Below are 15,464 nucleotides of genomic sequence, written 5' to 3' on the forward strand. Positions count from 1 at the left end.
TCCCGCCCGGACCCGTGTTACACTGATGTTACACGAGGCGAAAAATGCTGGCTCGCACGCACGTCGCACTGGTTCTCGTCACGTTTGCCCTCACCGCCTGCGGAGGCTCGACGCCACCGCCGACCGCGCCCGAAGGCGCATCGGGAGCGGCGACCGACGCGCCGGCGTCGGGCAAGACCACGGCCCATGGCTCCGGCGGCGGCACCGGCGCGCATGGTCATCCGCGCGCCGCGGCCGGCAACAAGGACGGCGTGCCGGGCGGCACGACGCAGAAGCACGGCAGCGGTGAAGGCGGCGGCCGCAACAGCGGCGGCAAGACGGGCGAGGCCGCCGGCAACAAGGACGGCGTGCCGGGCGGCACCACCGCCGAGCACGGCAGCGGCCACGGCCTCGGCCGCGGCGGCGGCAAACGCGCCCACGCAGGCGACAAGAACGGCAAACCCGGCTCCCAGAGCTGACCGCGGTCGCCTTCACTGAAGCGAGGCGTCAGGCTCGCCGCCATCTGGGAAAGAACACACGCACGCGCCTCGTGCCTCGTGTCTCGACGCTCTCGCCGCCGAATCATCCAAGTCATGGTGTCGCCTCGGAGGGAGGATCAGGCGCGTTTGCGTGTTCGTGGGGCGTTCGTGGTGCGGGAGTCTGCGGTGGGGCGGGCGCGGAACCAGGCGGCGATGCCCTCCATGTGGGGCTCGAAGTCGCCTGGCACCGAGATGTTGAGGGCGCCGGCGCGCTTCGCCGTGCGGTTCTCGAAGTCGTGGGGAGTGCCGCCGGGGGCGACGACGAAGGAGCCCTTCGGCGCGTCGATCCACTCGCCGCCGACGAAGAAGCTCATCGTTCCTTCGAGGACGAAGAAGACGTCGTCCTCCTCGTGCTGGTGCGCGCCGGGGCCGCGCGTGTACGGGTCGAGCCACCACTCGGAGATCGAGTACCTCCCGCGCGTCTCCGCGCCGTCCGCCTTGAAGACGGCGCGGAGCGGGCCCATCGCGTAGGTGCGGCCTTCGCCGGGAGCGAGGCGGATCGGGGCACGTGTCTTTGCGCGCGGCATGATGCAAAAAGGTTAACGGATCGGTGAACTAATTTCCAGCACCTCTACCGTGGGCGGGCACGTGAGATGCACCTTCGCGCGAAGGAGGTGCGTCATGAGGTTCGGATCGCTGATCGCGGGTGTCTGTTTTCTGGCTGCGCTTGCGAGCGGCTGCCGCGGAGAGAAGCGTCCGCCGGCGGCCGCGGTCGCGCCTCCGCCGGCGACGGAGACGACCTCGACGACGGAGCTGTCCGGTGCCGTCTTGCCACGTCAGGTCCCGGTCAGCCCTTCCGTCACGGTGTCGGAGGAGATCTCGCGGACGTGTCAGCTCCCGCTCGGCAACGTCCAGTCGGCGCCGAAGTTCGCGTTCGACGAGAGCGACCTCGCGCTCGCGGACTACGAGATGCTGCAGCTCATCAGCCAGTGCCTCAGCACCGGGCCGCTCGCGGGCCGCACCGTGATGCTCACCGGACGCGCGGACACGCTCGGGACGGAGGACTACAACATGGCGCTCGGCGCCCGCCGCGCGAACACGGTCGCCACCTACCTCGGACAGTTCGGCGTGAAGAGCGCCCAGCTCCAGGAGACGTCGCGCGGTGAGCTCGACGCGACAGGGACCGATGCCGCGGAGCGGCAAATCGACCGCCGCGTCGACATCACGCTGAAGTAGGCGCGCGCGACGGCGAGATCACGTCCCGATGCCGTGGCGACGGAGATAGCCGCGGACGTGGGCGCGCTCCATCGCGGCTCGGCGGCCGATCTCGCTGACGTTGCCGCCGCACTCCGCGTGGAGCGCCATGAAGTAGTCGCGCTCGAAGCGGCTCAACAGCTCGCGTTTGGCATCTTGATAGGTTCGACCTTTCGTCGTGGGGGATTCGCTGATTGGCAATAGCGGCGCCAGGTGCGCGGCGACGTCGACCGGTCCGTCCTTCGCGAAGGCGATCGCGACGGAGAGCACGTTCCGGAGCTCACGCACGTTGCCGGGCCAGTCGTGGTGCATCAGTCGCTCGAGCGAGTCGGTGGGAATTCGCTCGTAGGCGTCGGGCGCGCCGAGGTCCGCGCTAATCCGCCGTACGAGCGCGGGAATGTCCTCGCGGCGATCCCGCAGCGGAGGGAGCTCGACGCGCAGCTGGGCGACGCGGAAATAGAGGTCGCTCCGGAACGTATTGGCATTTACCTCGCGCGTGATATCCCGCCGCGTCGCGGCGATGACGCGTACGTCGACGGGGCGCCATTTGTTCGAGCCGAGCGCCTTTACACGCTTCTCCGCCAGGGCGCGGAGGAGCTTTGGTTGGATATCGAGCGGGAGCTCGCCGAGCTCGTCGAGGAAGATCGTTCCGCCGTCGGCTTCGACGAAGGGCGATATCCGGTTCGTCACCGCGGTGGTGAACGCGCCGCGCTCGTGCCCGAAGAGCGTGCTCTCCGCGAGCCCGGGCGGGATCGAGCCGCAGTCGACGACGACGAAGGGCCGCTTCGCGCGCTGGCTCGCGCCGTGGATCGCCGCCGCGACGAGCTCCTTTCCGCAGCCGGTCTCGCCGAGGATGAGGACGCTGAGGTCCGTCGGCGCCGCTTGCTGGCAGCGCGCAAACACCTCGCGCATCGACTGGCTCGCGCCGACCATCGGCCCGAACTCGACGCCGGCGGAGACCGCGAGCCGCTCCGGCCGGGTGGGTTGGAACTCGAGCGCGGTGTCGCCGATCGTGATCGTCGCGGGCTCGGTGAGGTATCCGTCGGCGATGCGGGTGCGACCGACGAACGTCCCGTTGCGTGAGCCGAGGTCGCGGACGCGTACCCCTCGCTCCGTCGCGGCGAGCTCGAGATGAATCGCGCTCACCTTGCCGTCGCAGAGGACGAGGTCGCACGACTCGTCGCGCCCCACGATCTGCGCGACGTGGCCGATGGGTAAGGGAGGCATGTCGCCTTCGCGAAGGCGGATGGTGCCGCCGCGGATCTCCGTCCGCTCTACCGTGTTGACCGTGACGCTCGTGAAATGACCCGGTGTCTCGTGCTTCACGCGAGGTTCTCCCCCTCGCGGCAGCCGCGAGGACTCTTGGGGTTGTTGGCGTCTCGTCGCTCTGCAGCACACAGGAGCGCCGGCGCGCGCGCCGCGAAGCGCACGCTCGATGTGCTCACGCTCGCGTCGATGGACGGAGCCGTGACTGATTCACCATGGCATCAGTCCGCGCCCCGCGCCCGAGGTTTCTAGCCCTCACCTCGAATTGATCCTCGCGGGAGACGCGGAGCGCGGGAGATACGGGGAGCGCTATTCTGGATATTCGAACACGACGTCGTCGTAGTGGGCAGTGCAGTCCCCCGTCGCTCCGGTCAGGATGGCGGCGAGGCCGACCTGAAACGACATCGGCGAGCCCGCGCATCCGAGGCCGATCTCCGTCGCCGCCGGGACCTCGTTCACTGCTTGACCGTCGAGCAAGAGAGAGAGAGCTCCGTCGTCGTGTCCGAAGACGGCGTCGATCGTGATGTGATGCCATTCGTTGAGAGCGAGCGAGGGGAACGGCCGCTGGGGGTACGTCTTCGTTTCTCCCGACGTCGGCGCGGGCTTGTGGCTCCCCTGGAATGCCAGTCCCTTCTTGATCGGGTCGTACATGAGGATGACGACGGGGGCGCTGGTCCCCCCGGTGCAGTACAGCTCGACGACGGACACTTTCTGCGAGGTGTCCTCGAGCTCGCAGGTCATCTTGAGCTGCAGATCGATCCGGTAACGTCCGGCCTTCGCGGCGTCGGCGTAGGGACGAAAGCCATAGCGAGCGGCCGACTGGCCCTCGTGCGGCCCGATGCGCGATCGGAACGACGCGGGCGCGCTCGTGTAGCTGACGCTGTCGCGCCCGACCTGCTGGGTTCCGTTGTGATTCGGGTACGAGAAACCGGTCATGAGGTTGTCGTTCGTGAAGCTCCACGTCACCGTCTTCCGCGGCGGCTCGTTGGCGCTCGCGTCGGGGATCACCGGCGGCGGCGGAATCTCCCCCGCCTCGGCCGGCGTCGCAGCGTCGGCGGTCGGCAGTCGAGCGCCGGCCTCGGACGTTGGGCGCGAGCCGTCGTCGGCCGCGAACGGGGTACACGCCGCGGCGACGAGCGCTCCGAGCCATATGCGGTGACGAGCTGTGACCATGTTTCACGGAGTCGTGCGCGGTGCCTCGATTTCGGGACGTTCATGGGATCGCGCGAAGACCGCGACGAGTCGATCGATTCCTCGCGTTCCCAATCATACTCGTTCCGCTACGCCACCACGCCGGCGACGTCGCGATCGTGCAGCCGTCCCGAACACGCTGTCGCAGCGTCTCGTCCATGTCGTCGGCGGGTGCTCGTTCTGCGCGAGCACGCGTGATCGCGGGGCGCGCGAGCTCCATGATCGACCATGATCGCGCGCGCAAAGGCGTGAAGTCTCGTGTGGTTTGGCGTGGTAAGGAGAGGCCCGCCGCTTGCGGTGGGTGAATGTATGGCGCTCGTACGTAAGGTCCTGGTCCTCGGGTTTCTCGCGCTCGCGGCGTGCGCGGGAGAAGACATCGACGAGGAGCCTACGACGGAGTCCGAGGCGGCGCTCGCCGCGACCGCGTACCAGCTCTCCGACGAGGAGGCGCTCGCGACGAGGACGCGCGGCGACTGCGAGCTCAAGGCGGGCGACCTCGTCTTCCACCGCTCGCTCTCGGAGCAGGCGGGCGCGATCGCGTACCTCACGCAGAGCCAGCTCACGCACGTCGGCGTCGTCTTCAAGGTGGCCGGCGCGTGGAACGTCTACGAGGCGGTCGGCCCCGTGAAGATCACGCCGCTCGAGTCGTGGATCGGCCGCGGGCAGGGCAAGAAGTTCGCAGCGTCGCGCTACAAGAGCGACCTCCCGGCGAAGACGGTGAAGGCGCTCTTCGAGGCGGGCAAGCCGTTCTACGGCAAGCCGTACGATCTGCTCTTCACCGAGGGCGACGACAAGATCTACTGCTCCGAGCTCGCGCTGAAGATGTACGAGCGCGCGTCGGTCTCGTTGATCAGCTTCTTCTGGTCGTCGCAGTTCTCCGGTCTGTGGAAGCGCGTCGACCGCCTCGCCGGGTGGAGCAAGTTCGAGCAGGAGCTCGCGAGCCCCGCCGACTCGAGCGACGAGAAGCTCGTGAAGAAGATCATGGCCGCGCGCGGCGTCGACGCGCGCGAGTTCGCCTCCCAGGTCCTCGTCGCGCCGGTGTCGCTCTCGAGCAAGGAAGAGTCGGGCGGCGTGTTCCGCCAGACGTGCGCGTTCGGCACGCACTGAAGAGGCGCTCAGTCGAGCGGAGGCATCGGTCCGCCCGCGTTCGAGAGGCAGACGCGGAGACCGTTGTCGACGATCCACATGTTCGAGCAGCCCGGCGCGCCGTCGTAGATCCAACCGGCGCTCCACGTGCAGCCGCTCTCCGCCATCCAGAGTCCCTGGTTCGACGTCTTCGCGCGCGCCTTGCTCCACGGCGAGAAGATCGCCGCCTCGCTCTCCTTCGGGAGACGCTGGCCGGCGGGGCACGCCTGCGCCCCGCGCGTCTGCTCGGTCGAGAGGTAGGCGATGCGACGGATGTCGTTCGCGCGTTCGTCGAGCGGGAGCGCCGGCGGGGCGGTGCAGGCGGCGTCGAGCGCGGTGCGATCGTTGCGGAGCGAATTCACGCACGCGTCGAGGTTGGCCGCGAGCTCTCTCTCGTGCGGCCGCAGCTTCTCGAGCGCGGCGGTCTTCCGGCGATCGAGGTCGGCGACGGTCGCGGCCGGCGCGAGCGGGACGTTCCACTCGTGGCTCGTCCCTTCGTTCCCCGCCTTCGCGTATTGCTCCCACGCGTCGACGAACGCGCGCGCCTTGCGGAGCGCGACCTTCGTGTCGTTCGCGTGGCCGACCGCGCGATCGACCGCGGCGCGTATGTCGTTCGGCGTGCCGGGGTAGTAGCGGAAGGTGATCGACTGCGCCGGCGCGGGCGGCGCCTTCTCCGCGTTGGCGCGCAGCTCGCCGAGGTAGCCCTCGATCGTCGACTGCGCTTCGGCGAGCCAGCCGAGCGAACGCGCGAGCTTCTCCTGCGCCTTCTGTTTGTCGGATTCACTCGTACCGACGATGATCACGGTGTCCGCGAACGGGGCGCGCGGTAGCTTCGGGATCACGTCGGTCGCGAAGCGGATCGAGATCTCGACGTGACCGCGCTGGATCAGGTTCGAGATGCTCGCCTTCGCCTCCGCGACGCCGGTCTTGCCGAGGCCGGCGTTGGCCTTGAAGTCCTTGTCGTTCGAGACCGCGCGCACGGTCACGACGAGCGCGGCGGTGACGCGATGGCTCGCGCGCGCGACGTAGCCGAACCCGCAGCGCCAGATCGCGTCCGCGTCGTAGGACGCGAGCGCGGACGCGCCGGTGAGGACGCTCTCGTACGTGCCGGTGCTCTGGAAGAGGACGACGGCGGACTGATCGTCGAACGACGTCGTGTACGTGAGGCCGGCCGCGCCGGTGATGCCGCCGGCGACGGGGATGGTGCCGTTGATCCCGAAGCCGAGCTCGCGGCTGAGGCGATCGCGCGTCTGCACCACCGCGGCGGCGGAGCCGACCTGACCGGGCGTGATCGTGATCTTCGGATCCGCGACGCACGGCGCGCCGAGCGCGAGCGGCGACTCGTCGATACCGGGCAAATAGGGGAGACCCGCCTTCAGCTCGGTGAGCGCGGTGGGGATCGGACCCTCTTCGAGGTGGAGCTCGGCGTCGCTCGCGGCGGGCGTTTCGGTGGGGTTGGCGCAGGAAAGAAGAAGAGGAAGAGCGGGCCAAACGCGTCGAAGCATGCGCTCGCGGCAAGCACACCATGTGCCGCAATGTGTGACGTGCGCGATCCCGCGCGAATCGAGCTGTCCAAATTGCGCAATCGCGTCGGACCGAGGCACGACGCTGGATCGGAAGGGACGAGAGTCCTCAGTCGCGCTTTGCGCAGGCTCGTGCGCAAGGGCTTGAGAGCGGGCGCCGAAGTCGTCGCGTTTGGGGGATCGTTCGCTTATATCCGGGCGCGTGGGTCAGGACCCGGAGCTGATCAGGCGGCTCTTGCGCGCGAAGGATCGGATGGACGCGGCGTCGCACGAAGAGTGGCCGGTCGTGCGGCTCGCGCGCGTGAGCGGCGTCTCGGAGGCTCACTTCGCGCGCTCTTTCAAGGAAGCTTTCGGCGTCCCGCCGCATCGCTATCTGCTCACGCGCCGCATCGAGCGCGCGACGGCGCTCCTCCGCGACACGGATTTGCCGATCACGGAGGTCGCGTTCGCGACGGGGTGGAAGAGCCTCGGCACGTTCGGCCGCACGTTCCGCGACGTCACGGGGGAGAGCCCGGGCGAGCTCCGCGCGCGCCGGACGTCGAGCGCGCACGCGCCGGAGCACGTCCCCGACTGTCACATCCGCGTCGCATTGCGGCCGGACCTCACGATGGCAGTTTCGGAGAAGCGACGGAAGGAGGGGGAGGGTAGGAAAGAGCCCGAAGGAACGGAGGTCCCATGAGCCAAGGTGTCGGTATGGTCGGGCTGTACGTGCGTGATCAGGACGAGGCGCTCGCGTTTTACGTCGAGAAGCTCGGCTTCAAGGTCAAGGCCGACGTGAAGAACGGGGACTACCGCTGGCTCACGGTCCAGCACCCGGACCAGCCGTCGTTCCAGCTCGGGCTCTTCAAGCCGGGCCCGCCGACGGTGGACGAGAGCACGGCGCAGTCGCTGCGCGAGGCGGTGGCGAAGGGCGCGATGCCGCCGCTCGTGCTCGAGGTCGACGACTGCCGCGCGGCCTACGAGCGGATGAAGGCGCGCGGGGTGGAGCTCACGCAGGAGCCGATCGAGCGCTTCGGCGCGGTCGACGCGGGCTTCCGCGATCCGTCGGGCAACGGCTGGAAGATGATCGAGGCGCGCGCGCAGTGACTCACGCCGCCGATCGTCACGACCTGATCCGCGTTCAGGGCGCGCGCGAGAACAACCTGAAGGACGTCAGCGTCGAGATCCCGAAGCGCCGGTTGACCGTGTTCACCGGCGTCTCGGGCTCGGGGAAGTCCTCCCTCGTCTTCGGGACGATCGCGGCGGAGTCGCAGCGCCTCATCAACGAGACGTACAGCGCGTTCGTGCAGGGCTTCATGCCCACGCTCGATCGCCCCGAGGTCGACGTCCTCGACGGCCTCACGACCGCGATCATCGTCGATCAGGAGCGGCTCGGCGCGAACCCGCGCTCCACGGTCGGCACCGTCACCGACGCGAACGCGATGCTGCGCGTGCTCTTCAGCCGCCTCGGCAAGCCGCACGTCGGCGGGCCGCAGGCCTTCGCGTTCAACGTGCCGACCGTGCGCGCGGCGGGGGCGCTCACGGTGGAGAAGGGGAACAAGAAGACCGAGAAGGTCGTCTTCAACCGGCAAGGCGGGATGTGCCCGCGCTGCGAGGGCATGGGCTCGGTGAACGACATCGACCTGACGCAGCTCTACGACGAGGACAAGTCCCTCGCCGAGGGCGCGCTCACGGTCCCCGGCTTCTCGATGGAGGGCTGGTACGGGCGTATTTACGAGGGCTGCGGCTTCTTCGATTTCAAGAAACCCATCAAGAAATTCAACAAGAAGGAGCTCCACGACTTTCTTTACAAAGAAGCGACCAAGATCAAGGTCGGCGGAATCAACCTGACGTACCTGGGATTGATCCCGCAGATCCAGAAGTCGTATTTGTCAAAGGACGTCGAGTCGATGCAGCCGCACATCCGTGCGTTCGTCGAGCGCGCCGTCACCTTCACGACGTGCCCCGACTGCAAAGGCACGCGCCTCAACGAGAGCGCGCGGTCCTCCAAGATCAAGGGGATCAACATCGCCGACGCGTGCGCGATGCAGATCAACGAGCTCGCGGAGTGGGCGGGCGGCCTGAAGGAGGCCTCCGTCGCGCCGCTCCTCACCGCGCTGCGGCACACCCTCGACTCGTTCGTCGAGATCGGCCTCGGCTACCTGAGCCTCGATCGCCCGACCGGCACGCTCTCGGGCGGCGAGGCGCAGCGCACGAAGATGGTGCGCCACCTCGGCTCGTCGCTGACCGACGTGACGTACGTGTTCGACGAGCCCACCGCGGGGATGCATCCGCACGACATCCAGCGGATGAACGACCTGCTCTTCCGCCTCCGCGACAAGGGCAACACCGTCCTCGTCGTCGAGCACAAGCCGGAGATGATCGCGATCGCCGATCACGTCGTCGACCTCGGCCCTGGCGCCGGGACCGCGGGCGGCGAGGTGGTCTTCGAGGGCACGGTCGCGGGGCTGAAGAAGAGCGGTACGCTCACCGGCCGCCACTTGAGCGATCGCGCTTCGCTCAAGCCCTCGGTGCGGAAGCCGGCGGGGGCGATGAAGGTGCGCGGGGCGAAGACCCACAACCTGAAGAACGTCGACGTCGACATCCCGCTCGGCGTGCTCGTCGTCGTCACCGGGGTGGCGGGGTCGGGGAAGAGCTCGCTCATCCACGGCTCCGTCGCGAAGCGCGAGGGGGTGGTCTCGGTGGATCAGACGCCGATCCGCGGGTCGCGCCGGAGCAACCCGGCGACGTATACCGATTTGCTGGAGCCGATTCGTAAGGCGTATGCAAAAGAGAACAACGTCAAGCCGGCGCTCTTCAGCGCGAACTCGGAGGGCGCCTGCCCCACCTGCAACGGCGCGGGCGTGATTTACACCGACCTCGCGATGATGGCGGGCGTCACGACCGTGTGCGAGGACTGCGAGGGCAAGCGCTTCCAGGCTTCGGTCCTCGAGTACCGGCTCGGCGGCAAGAACATCGCCGAGGTGCTCGACATGCCGGTCGCGGAGGCGACCCTGTTCTTCGGTAAAGGCAAGGCGGCGACGCCGGCCGCGCACGCGATCTTGCAGCGTATGGCGGACGTGGGCCTCGGATACCTGACGCTCGGCCAGCCACTGACGACGCTGTCGGGCGGCGAGCGGCAGCGTCTGAAGCTCGCGACGCACATGGGCGAAGACGGCGGCGTCTACGTCCTCGACGAGCCTACGACGGGCCTCCACCTCGCCGATCTCGCGCAGCTCCTGGGCCTGCTCGATCGCCTCGTCGACGCGGGCAAGTCGGTCATCGTGATCGAGCATCACCAGGCGGTGATGGCGCACGCGGACTGGATCATCGACCTCGGCCCCGGCGCGGGGCACGACGGCGGCAGCGTCGTCTTCGAGGGCACGCCGCACGACCTCGTCGCGGCGAAGAAGAAGACGCTCACGGGCAAGCACCTCGCCGCGTTCGTCGGCTAAGCGGGCTTGTCGGCGGCGGCGATCATGATCTGGCCGCCGTGGCGGCGATCGAACGTGAGGTCTTCGCGGACGTAGCCGGCGCCGCGGCGCTCGAGCGGCTCCCAGAAGCGGCGGCGGAGGTCGGCGCGCGCGAGCCACTCGACCATCTTCCCTTGAAACCGCGGCTCGGCCGCATGAACGTCGACGATGACGCAGCGCCCGCCCGGCGCGAGCACGGACCAGAGTCGCTCGAAGACGGCCTCGTGATCGGGGAAGACGGTCATGCCGAGGAAGACGTGGAGGCGATCGGGCGCGGCGCCGCCGAGGTCGTCGATCGTCAGCGTCGCCGCGTCCTTCGCGAGGAGGGAGACGCCGCGCAGGCCATCGCGCTCCACGCGCCGCTTCGCCTCGCGCAACATCCCGTCCGACAGGTCGACGCCCACGACGCGGCCCGCCGCCGCGAGCTTCGAGAACGACTGCCCCGTGCCGCACGGCAGATCGAGCACGAAGGAGCCCTCCTCGAGCCGCAGCATCTCGGCGGCGCGCGCCCGCTGCTCGCGATAGAGCGGCTCGAGGGAGGCGTCATAGAAGCGAGAGAAGACGTCGTACCAGGCCATCGCCGACGCGCTTCGTATCACGATGTCGGGGTGGTTGCGCGCTCGCGCGCCGGTATCACCGGTACGATAGGACGCGTGATGCACGACGAGGAAGCGCGTTGACCCGCCTCGCGGACGTGGCGGCGGTCTCCGGCGAGACCGCGGCGACCGGAGCTCGGTCGGCGAAGACGGCGCGGCTCGCCGAGCTCTTGCGCGCGGCGGATCGCTCCGACGTGCCCGCGCTCGTCGCGTGGCTCTCCGGGGAGCTCCTCCAGCGGCGGGTCGGCGTGGGGTGGGCGTCGCTCGCGCGGATGCCGGCGTCCGCGGCGACGCCGTCGCTCACCGTCGAGGAGGTGAACCGCGCCTTCGGCGAGATGGCCTCCGCGGCGGGGGCCGGATCGCAAGGCCGCCGCGCCGCGCTCCTCCTCGACGTCATGTCGCGCGCGACGGAGGTCGAGCAGTCCTTCCTCCGCGCGTTGCTCGCGGGGAACCTCCGCCAAGGCGCGCTCGCGGGCGTGATGCTCGACGCGGTCGCGAAGGCGGCCGGCGTGCCCGTCGCGACCGTGCGGCGGGCGACGATGCTGCGCGGCGATCTCCCCGCCGTCGCCGCGGCCGCGATGGAAGGCGGCGCGCCCGCGCTCGCGTCGTTCCGCCTCGAGGTCGGGTGCGCCCTCGCGCCGATGCTCGCGCAGACCGCGGGCTCCGTCGCGGAGGCGCTCTCCGATCTCGGCGCGCCCGCGGCATTCGAGGCGAAGCTCGACGGCGCGCGCATCCAGATCCACAAGCACGGCGAAGAGGTGCGCCTCTTCACGCGCTCGCTCGACGACGTCACCGCGCGGCTCGCGCGCGTCGCGGCCGAGGTCGCGCGGTGGCCGGCGCCGTCGCTCGTCGTCGACGGTGAGATCCTGTGGTTCGCGTTCGCGGGCAAGGACGCGCCGGAGAGACCGCTGCCGTTCCAGGAGACCGCGTCGCGCTTCGCGAGCGGCGCGGGGGAGGAGCGCCCGTCGATCTTCCTCTTCGACGCGCTCCACGTCGACGGCGTGGACCTCCTCGACCTCCCCAACGCCGAGCGCCGCGCCGCGCTCGAGCGCCTCGAGACCTCCGCGCGCCTCGTCGATCGCGTCGTCACGAGCGACGCGGCGGAGGCGGAGGCCTTCCTCGATCGCATGCTCGCGCGCGGCTACGAGGGCGTCGTCGCGAAGTCGCTGTCCGCGCCGTACGAAGCGGGGCGGCGCGGCGCGAGCTGGCGGAAGATCAAGCCGGTCCTCACCCTCGACCTCGTCGTGCTCGCGGTGGAGTGGGGATCGGGGCGCCGCACTGGGAAGCTCTCGAACATCCACCTCGGCGCGCGCGACCCCGCGACGGGAGGCTTCGTCATGCTCGGCAAGACCTTCAAGGGGATGACCGACGCGATGCTCGCGTGGCAGACCGAGCGCTTCCTCGCGCTCACCGACGGGCCGACCGACGGGTACGTGGTGAAGCTGCGGCCCGAGCAGGTCGTCGAGATCGCGTTCGACGGGCTCCAGACCTCGACGCGCTACCCCGGCGGGATGGCGCTCCGCTTCGCGCGCGTCCTGCGCTACCGCGAGGACAAGACCGCCGCCGAGGCCGACACGATCGAGACCGTGCGCGCGATCCACGCTCGGCGCCGCGGCGAGTGACCCTATACTGCTCGCCCCGTGAAGGTCCTCTTCCTGTCGCCGGCCTATCCGCCCGAGATGCAGCAGTTCACGCGCGGCCTCGCCGCGGTCGGGGCCTCGGTGCTCGGCGTCGGGGACTCGCCCGCGCGCTCGCTCCCGAAGGGCGTGAAGGACGCGCTCGAGGACTACCTCCAGGTCCCGAGCGCGCTCGACGAAGAGGACGTCACGCGCCGGCTCGAGAAGTGGCTCCGCGGCCGCTGGATCGATCGGGTGGAGACGAACTGGGAGGTGATGATGCTGCTCGCGGCGGACCTCCGCGCGCGCTGGTCGCTCCCCGGGATGCGGCGCGACGCGGTCATCGGCTTCCGCGACAAGGTCGCGATGCGCGAGCGCGTCGCCGCGGCGGGCATTCGCGTGCCGCGGTCCGCGCGCGTGCGGACGGCGAAGGAGGTCTGGGCGGCGGCGGAGCGGATCGGGTTCCCGCTCATCTTCAAGCCGATCGCGGGGGCGGGGTCGGCGGACACGTGGGCGGCGACGTCGAAGGAGGAGCTCGAGGCGGTGCTCGCGCGGACCGCGCACGTCCCCGAGGCGAGCGTCGAGGAGCTCATCGAAGGCGACGAGTACACCTACGAGACGGTCTGCTCGAACGGCGTGCCGCTCTACGAAGGCTGCACGCGCTATTACCCGAACGTCCTCGAGGCGCGGAAGAAGGAGTGGATCAGCCCCATCATCCTGACCCTGCGCGATCGGAAGAGCCCCCTCGTCGCGGACGCGGTGGAGATGGGACGGAAGGCCGTCGCCGCGCTCGGGATGGGGAGCGGCTTCACGCACATGGAGTGGTTCCGCTCGAAGAAGAGCGGCGAGGCCGTGTTCGGCGAGATCGCGTGCCGGGCGCCGGGCGCGAACATGGTCGACCTCATGAACTACGCCGGTGACGTGGACCTCTTCGTCGAGTGGGCGCGCGCGGTCGTCCACGGCCGCGTCGACGCGCCGCCGGAGCAGAAATACCACGCCGGAATCGTGTTCATCCGCGCGAAGGGGCAGGGGCGAATTACCAAGTACGTCGGCCTCGACGAGTTCATGAATCGATATCGCGACAACGTCGCGCGCGTCGATCTCCTCCCGATCGGCGCGCCGCGGCGGGACTGGCGGCAGACCTTCCTCTCCGACGGCAACATCGTCGTACGCGATCCCGATCACGATACCGCGCTCGCGATGGCGCGCGAGGCGGCGGCGACGATTCAGATCCACGCCGGCGGCTGAGCGCGGTCGCTACGGATCGGGGACGAGGTCGGGCTCCTCGTCCACCGGCGGGAGCGGCTCTTCGTCGTCGGCGGGCGGCGACGCGGCGAGGGCGGCGGCGAGGCCCTCCCAGCGCGCGTCGTTCGCGACGGCGGCGCGGACGGACTCGCCGACCGCGCGCGCCATCCGCGCGTCGAACACGTGGCCGCGGCCGATGCCGGCGTCGACGAACGCCGCGCCGCCGAGCCGCTTCGCGAACGACGCGCAGCGCTTCGTCGCGCACGCCACGATCGGGTGCGCCACGCGCCCTCCGCGGAGCGACGCGGCGCTCGCGCGGGCGTCGATGCGCGTGTGGCCGATCTCGACGAGGACGACGGGATCGAAGAGGCCGGGACGCAGCGCGACGACCTTCGGACCGCGCGTCGCGCCGAGCGACCAGCCCGCGTAGACGACGCTGCCCTCCGCGACGCGGTCGCCGTGCCGCTCGCGCAGCGCGGCGAGCGTGCGATCGATCCGCTGCGCGACGTCGGCGGGCGCGCCCCACGCGAGGCCGCCGCGGTACGGCACGCCCTTCGGGCACACGATGATCGGCCAGGCCGCGAGCGCGCGCCGCCAGCGCCGGCACGCGGCGTCGGGGCGATCGTGCGAGCCGTGCACGCCGACCACGATCGGTCGCCGCTCCTCCGTACCGGTCGGCAACGAGGCGACCACCTCGAGGTCGCCGACCTCCCACGTCTCCAGCACGTCGCCGCCGAGCGGCGCGGGCTCCGGAGGCGGCGGCGCGCTCGCGTCGTCGTCGGCGACGGCAGGCTCGCTCGGCTCCGGAGGCGGCGGCCCCGCGACCGCGACGGGCGGAGGCGCGCTCGGCGCCGGCGCCGGATGCGGCGACCGGCACGCGACGAGGACGAGCAGGGCGACGCGCGCGTGTCTCATGGGCTCGCGCCGATCGCGGCGTCCACGTCGGCGACGAGCTCGAGGAGCTCCGCGTCGTCGCGGAAGCGGTCGCTCTGCGCGATGCGCTCGCGGAGCCACGCGATCGCGCCTTCGTGCGAGCGCCCGCCGCGGCGGCGGACGGCGTCGTACTTGTCGAGGAGGATGACGAGCTTCTCGGCGCGATCGAAGGTGGTGTTCTGCCCGAAGGAGCGCGTGAAGCGATCGTCGTCGCCTACGATCGAGTCCGGGTTCACGTCGTCGAGCATGTGGTGCGTCGCGGCGGCGGCGGTCGCCTCCGGCGGGAGCCCGGCCGCTTCGCTGATCGCGAGCGTCCAGTGGGCGTGGAGGTTCCAGAACTCCCGGAGCGAGAGCGCGGGATCGATGCCCATCGCCGCGAACCGCGCGATGCGCTCCTCGGCGTCGGCGGCGAAGTACGTGCGCAGGAACGTCGCGACGGGCTGCTGGTCGTCGCGCACGTTCTCGACCGCGAACGCCTCGACGATGGTCCTCCGATCGTCCGCGCCGGCGTCGGCCGGGCCGGTCTTGCCGATGTCGGAGAAGAGGCTCGCGAGCACCACCGTGCGGCGCTCGAGCGCGTCGAACGCGCGGTCCGGCTTCGTCTTCGCGTAGTGCGCGAACACCCGATGCGCGTGATCGGCGAGGCGGACGGCGTCGTCGAACGTGCCGGAGCCCTCCGCGAGGAGGAGCATCCGCTCGAGCAGCGCGCTGCCCGCACGATCGAGATCGAAGCCGACGCGTGCGCAGCAGGCACGCAGGGGATCGAGCGCGTCGGACGTCATCGATCGAGGGTCCACGAGGTTCG

Annotated in this window: 15 protein-coding genes; 8 read left to right on the top strand and 7 right to left on the bottom strand. The window is 70.2% G+C overall.

From position 1 onward, the window contains the following. Positions 1-44 precede the first annotated feature (44 nt). A complete protein-coding gene (locus KF837_04385; GenBank protein MBX3226522.1) occupies positions 45-458 on the top strand; it encodes a hypothetical protein in 414 nt (137 codons plus the stop codon). A 137-nt stretch (positions 459-595) separates the two neighbouring features. On the opposite strand, the gene KF837_04390 is transcribed toward KF837_04385, so the two are convergent. After that, positions 596-1,045, bottom strand: coding sequence for a cupin domain-containing protein (locus tag KF837_04390; GenBank protein MBX3226523.1), 450 nt, complete (start codon positions 1,043-1,045; stop codon positions 596-598). Between the two features lie 94 nt (positions 1,046-1,139). Here KF837_04390 and KF837_04395 point away from each other — a divergent pair, with 94 nt between their 5' ends. Beyond that, positions 1,140-1,694: an OmpA family protein gene (locus KF837_04395; GenBank protein ID MBX3226524.1), complete on the top strand. Its 555-nt coding sequence runs from the start codon at positions 1,140-1,142 to the stop codon at positions 1,692-1,694. Between the two features lie 18 nt (positions 1,695-1,712). Here KF837_04395 and KF837_04400 read toward each other — a convergent pair whose 3' ends face one another. Both KF837_04400 and KF837_04405 read right to left on the bottom strand, forming a co-directional pair. Beyond that, on the bottom strand, positions 1,713-2,939 hold the full coding sequence (locus KF837_04400) for a sigma 54-dependent Fis family transcriptional regulator (protein ID MBX3226525.1): 1,227 nt from the start codon (positions 2,937-2,939) through the stop codon (positions 1,713-1,715). A 348-nt stretch (positions 2,940-3,287) separates the two neighbouring features. Next, positions 3,288-4,151 carry a hypothetical protein gene (locus tag KF837_04405; GenBank protein MBX3226526.1) on the bottom strand — a complete coding sequence of 288 codons (864 nt, stop codon included), beginning with the start codon at positions 4,149-4,151 and terminating at the stop codon, positions 3,288-3,290. 327 nt (positions 4,152-4,478) lie between these two features. Between KF837_04405 and KF837_04410 the strand changes: the two genes are divergently transcribed. Next, complete coding sequence (locus tag KF837_04410; GenBank protein MBX3226527.1) at positions 4,479-5,276, top strand: hypothetical protein; 798 nt, start codon at positions 4,479-4,481, stop codon at positions 5,274-5,276. Between the two features lie 8 nt (positions 5,277-5,284). On the opposite strand, the gene KF837_04415 is transcribed toward KF837_04410, so the two are convergent. Beyond that, complete coding sequence (locus tag KF837_04415) at positions 5,285-6,799, bottom strand: hypothetical protein (GenBank protein ID MBX3226528.1); 1,515 nt, start codon at positions 6,797-6,799, stop codon at positions 5,285-5,287. Between the two features lie 220 nt (positions 6,800-7,019). Here KF837_04415 and KF837_04420 point away from each other — a divergent pair, with 220 nt between their 5' ends. The 3 genes from KF837_04420 to KF837_04430 are packed head-to-tail and all read left to right on the top strand — an operon-like array spanning position 7,020 to position 10,251. Beyond that, the gene (locus KF837_04420; GenBank protein ID MBX3226529.1) at positions 7,020-7,496 is read left to right on the top strand and encodes a helix-turn-helix transcriptional regulator; all 477 of its coding nucleotides are present in this window, start codon (positions 7,020-7,022) and stop codon (positions 7,494-7,496) included. Next, the gene (locus KF837_04425; GenBank protein ID MBX3226530.1) at positions 7,493-7,903 is read left to right on the top strand and encodes a VOC family protein; all 411 of its coding nucleotides are present in this window, start codon (positions 7,493-7,495) and stop codon (positions 7,901-7,903) included. Before KF837_04420 ends, KF837_04425 begins: the two co-directional genes overlap by 4 nt. After that, positions 7,900-10,251 (top strand): excinuclease ABC subunit UvrA, encoded by a 2,352-nt coding sequence (locus KF837_04430; GenBank protein MBX3226531.1) that lies wholly within the window; start codon positions 7,900-7,902, stop codon positions 10,249-10,251. Before KF837_04425 ends, KF837_04430 begins: the two co-directional genes overlap by 4 nt. Here KF837_04430 and KF837_04435 read toward each other — a convergent pair. Beyond that, positions 10,248-10,847: a methyltransferase domain-containing protein gene (locus KF837_04435; protein MBX3226532.1), complete on the bottom strand. Its 600-nt coding sequence runs from the start codon at positions 10,845-10,847 to the stop codon at positions 10,248-10,250. The genes KF837_04430 and KF837_04435 overlap by 4 nt on opposite strands. 98 nt (positions 10,848-10,945) lie before the next feature. Here KF837_04435 and KF837_04440 point away from each other — a divergent pair, with 98 nt between their 5' ends. Next, positions 10,946-12,487: an ATP-dependent DNA ligase gene (locus tag KF837_04440; GenBank protein MBX3226533.1), complete on the top strand. Its 1,542-nt coding sequence runs from the start codon at positions 10,946-10,948 to the stop codon at positions 12,485-12,487. An 18-nt stretch (positions 12,488-12,505) separates the two neighbouring features. Then, positions 12,506-13,729, top strand: coding sequence for an ATP-grasp domain-containing protein (locus KF837_04445; GenBank protein MBX3226534.1), 1,224 nt, complete (start codon positions 12,506-12,508; stop codon positions 13,727-13,729). A 9-nt stretch (positions 13,730-13,738) separates the two neighbouring features. Here the strand turns inward: KF837_04445 and KF837_04450 are convergent, their stop codons facing one another. Further along, the gene (locus tag KF837_04450) at positions 13,739-14,641 is read right to left on the bottom strand and encodes a hypothetical protein (protein ID MBX3226535.1); all 903 of its coding nucleotides are present in this window, start codon (positions 14,639-14,641) and stop codon (positions 13,739-13,741) included. After that, entirely contained in the window at positions 14,638-15,441 is an 804-nt protein-coding gene (locus KF837_04455) for a hypothetical protein (protein ID MBX3226536.1), read from the bottom strand. Before KF837_04455 ends, KF837_04450 begins: the two co-directional genes overlap by 4 nt. Positions 15,442-15,464 lie beyond the last annotated feature (23 nt).

The sequence above is a fragment of the Labilithrix sp. genome (genome assembly GCA_019637155.1).
Classification (GTDB): Bacteria; Myxococcota_A; Polyangia; order Polyangiales; family Polyangiaceae; genus Labilithrix.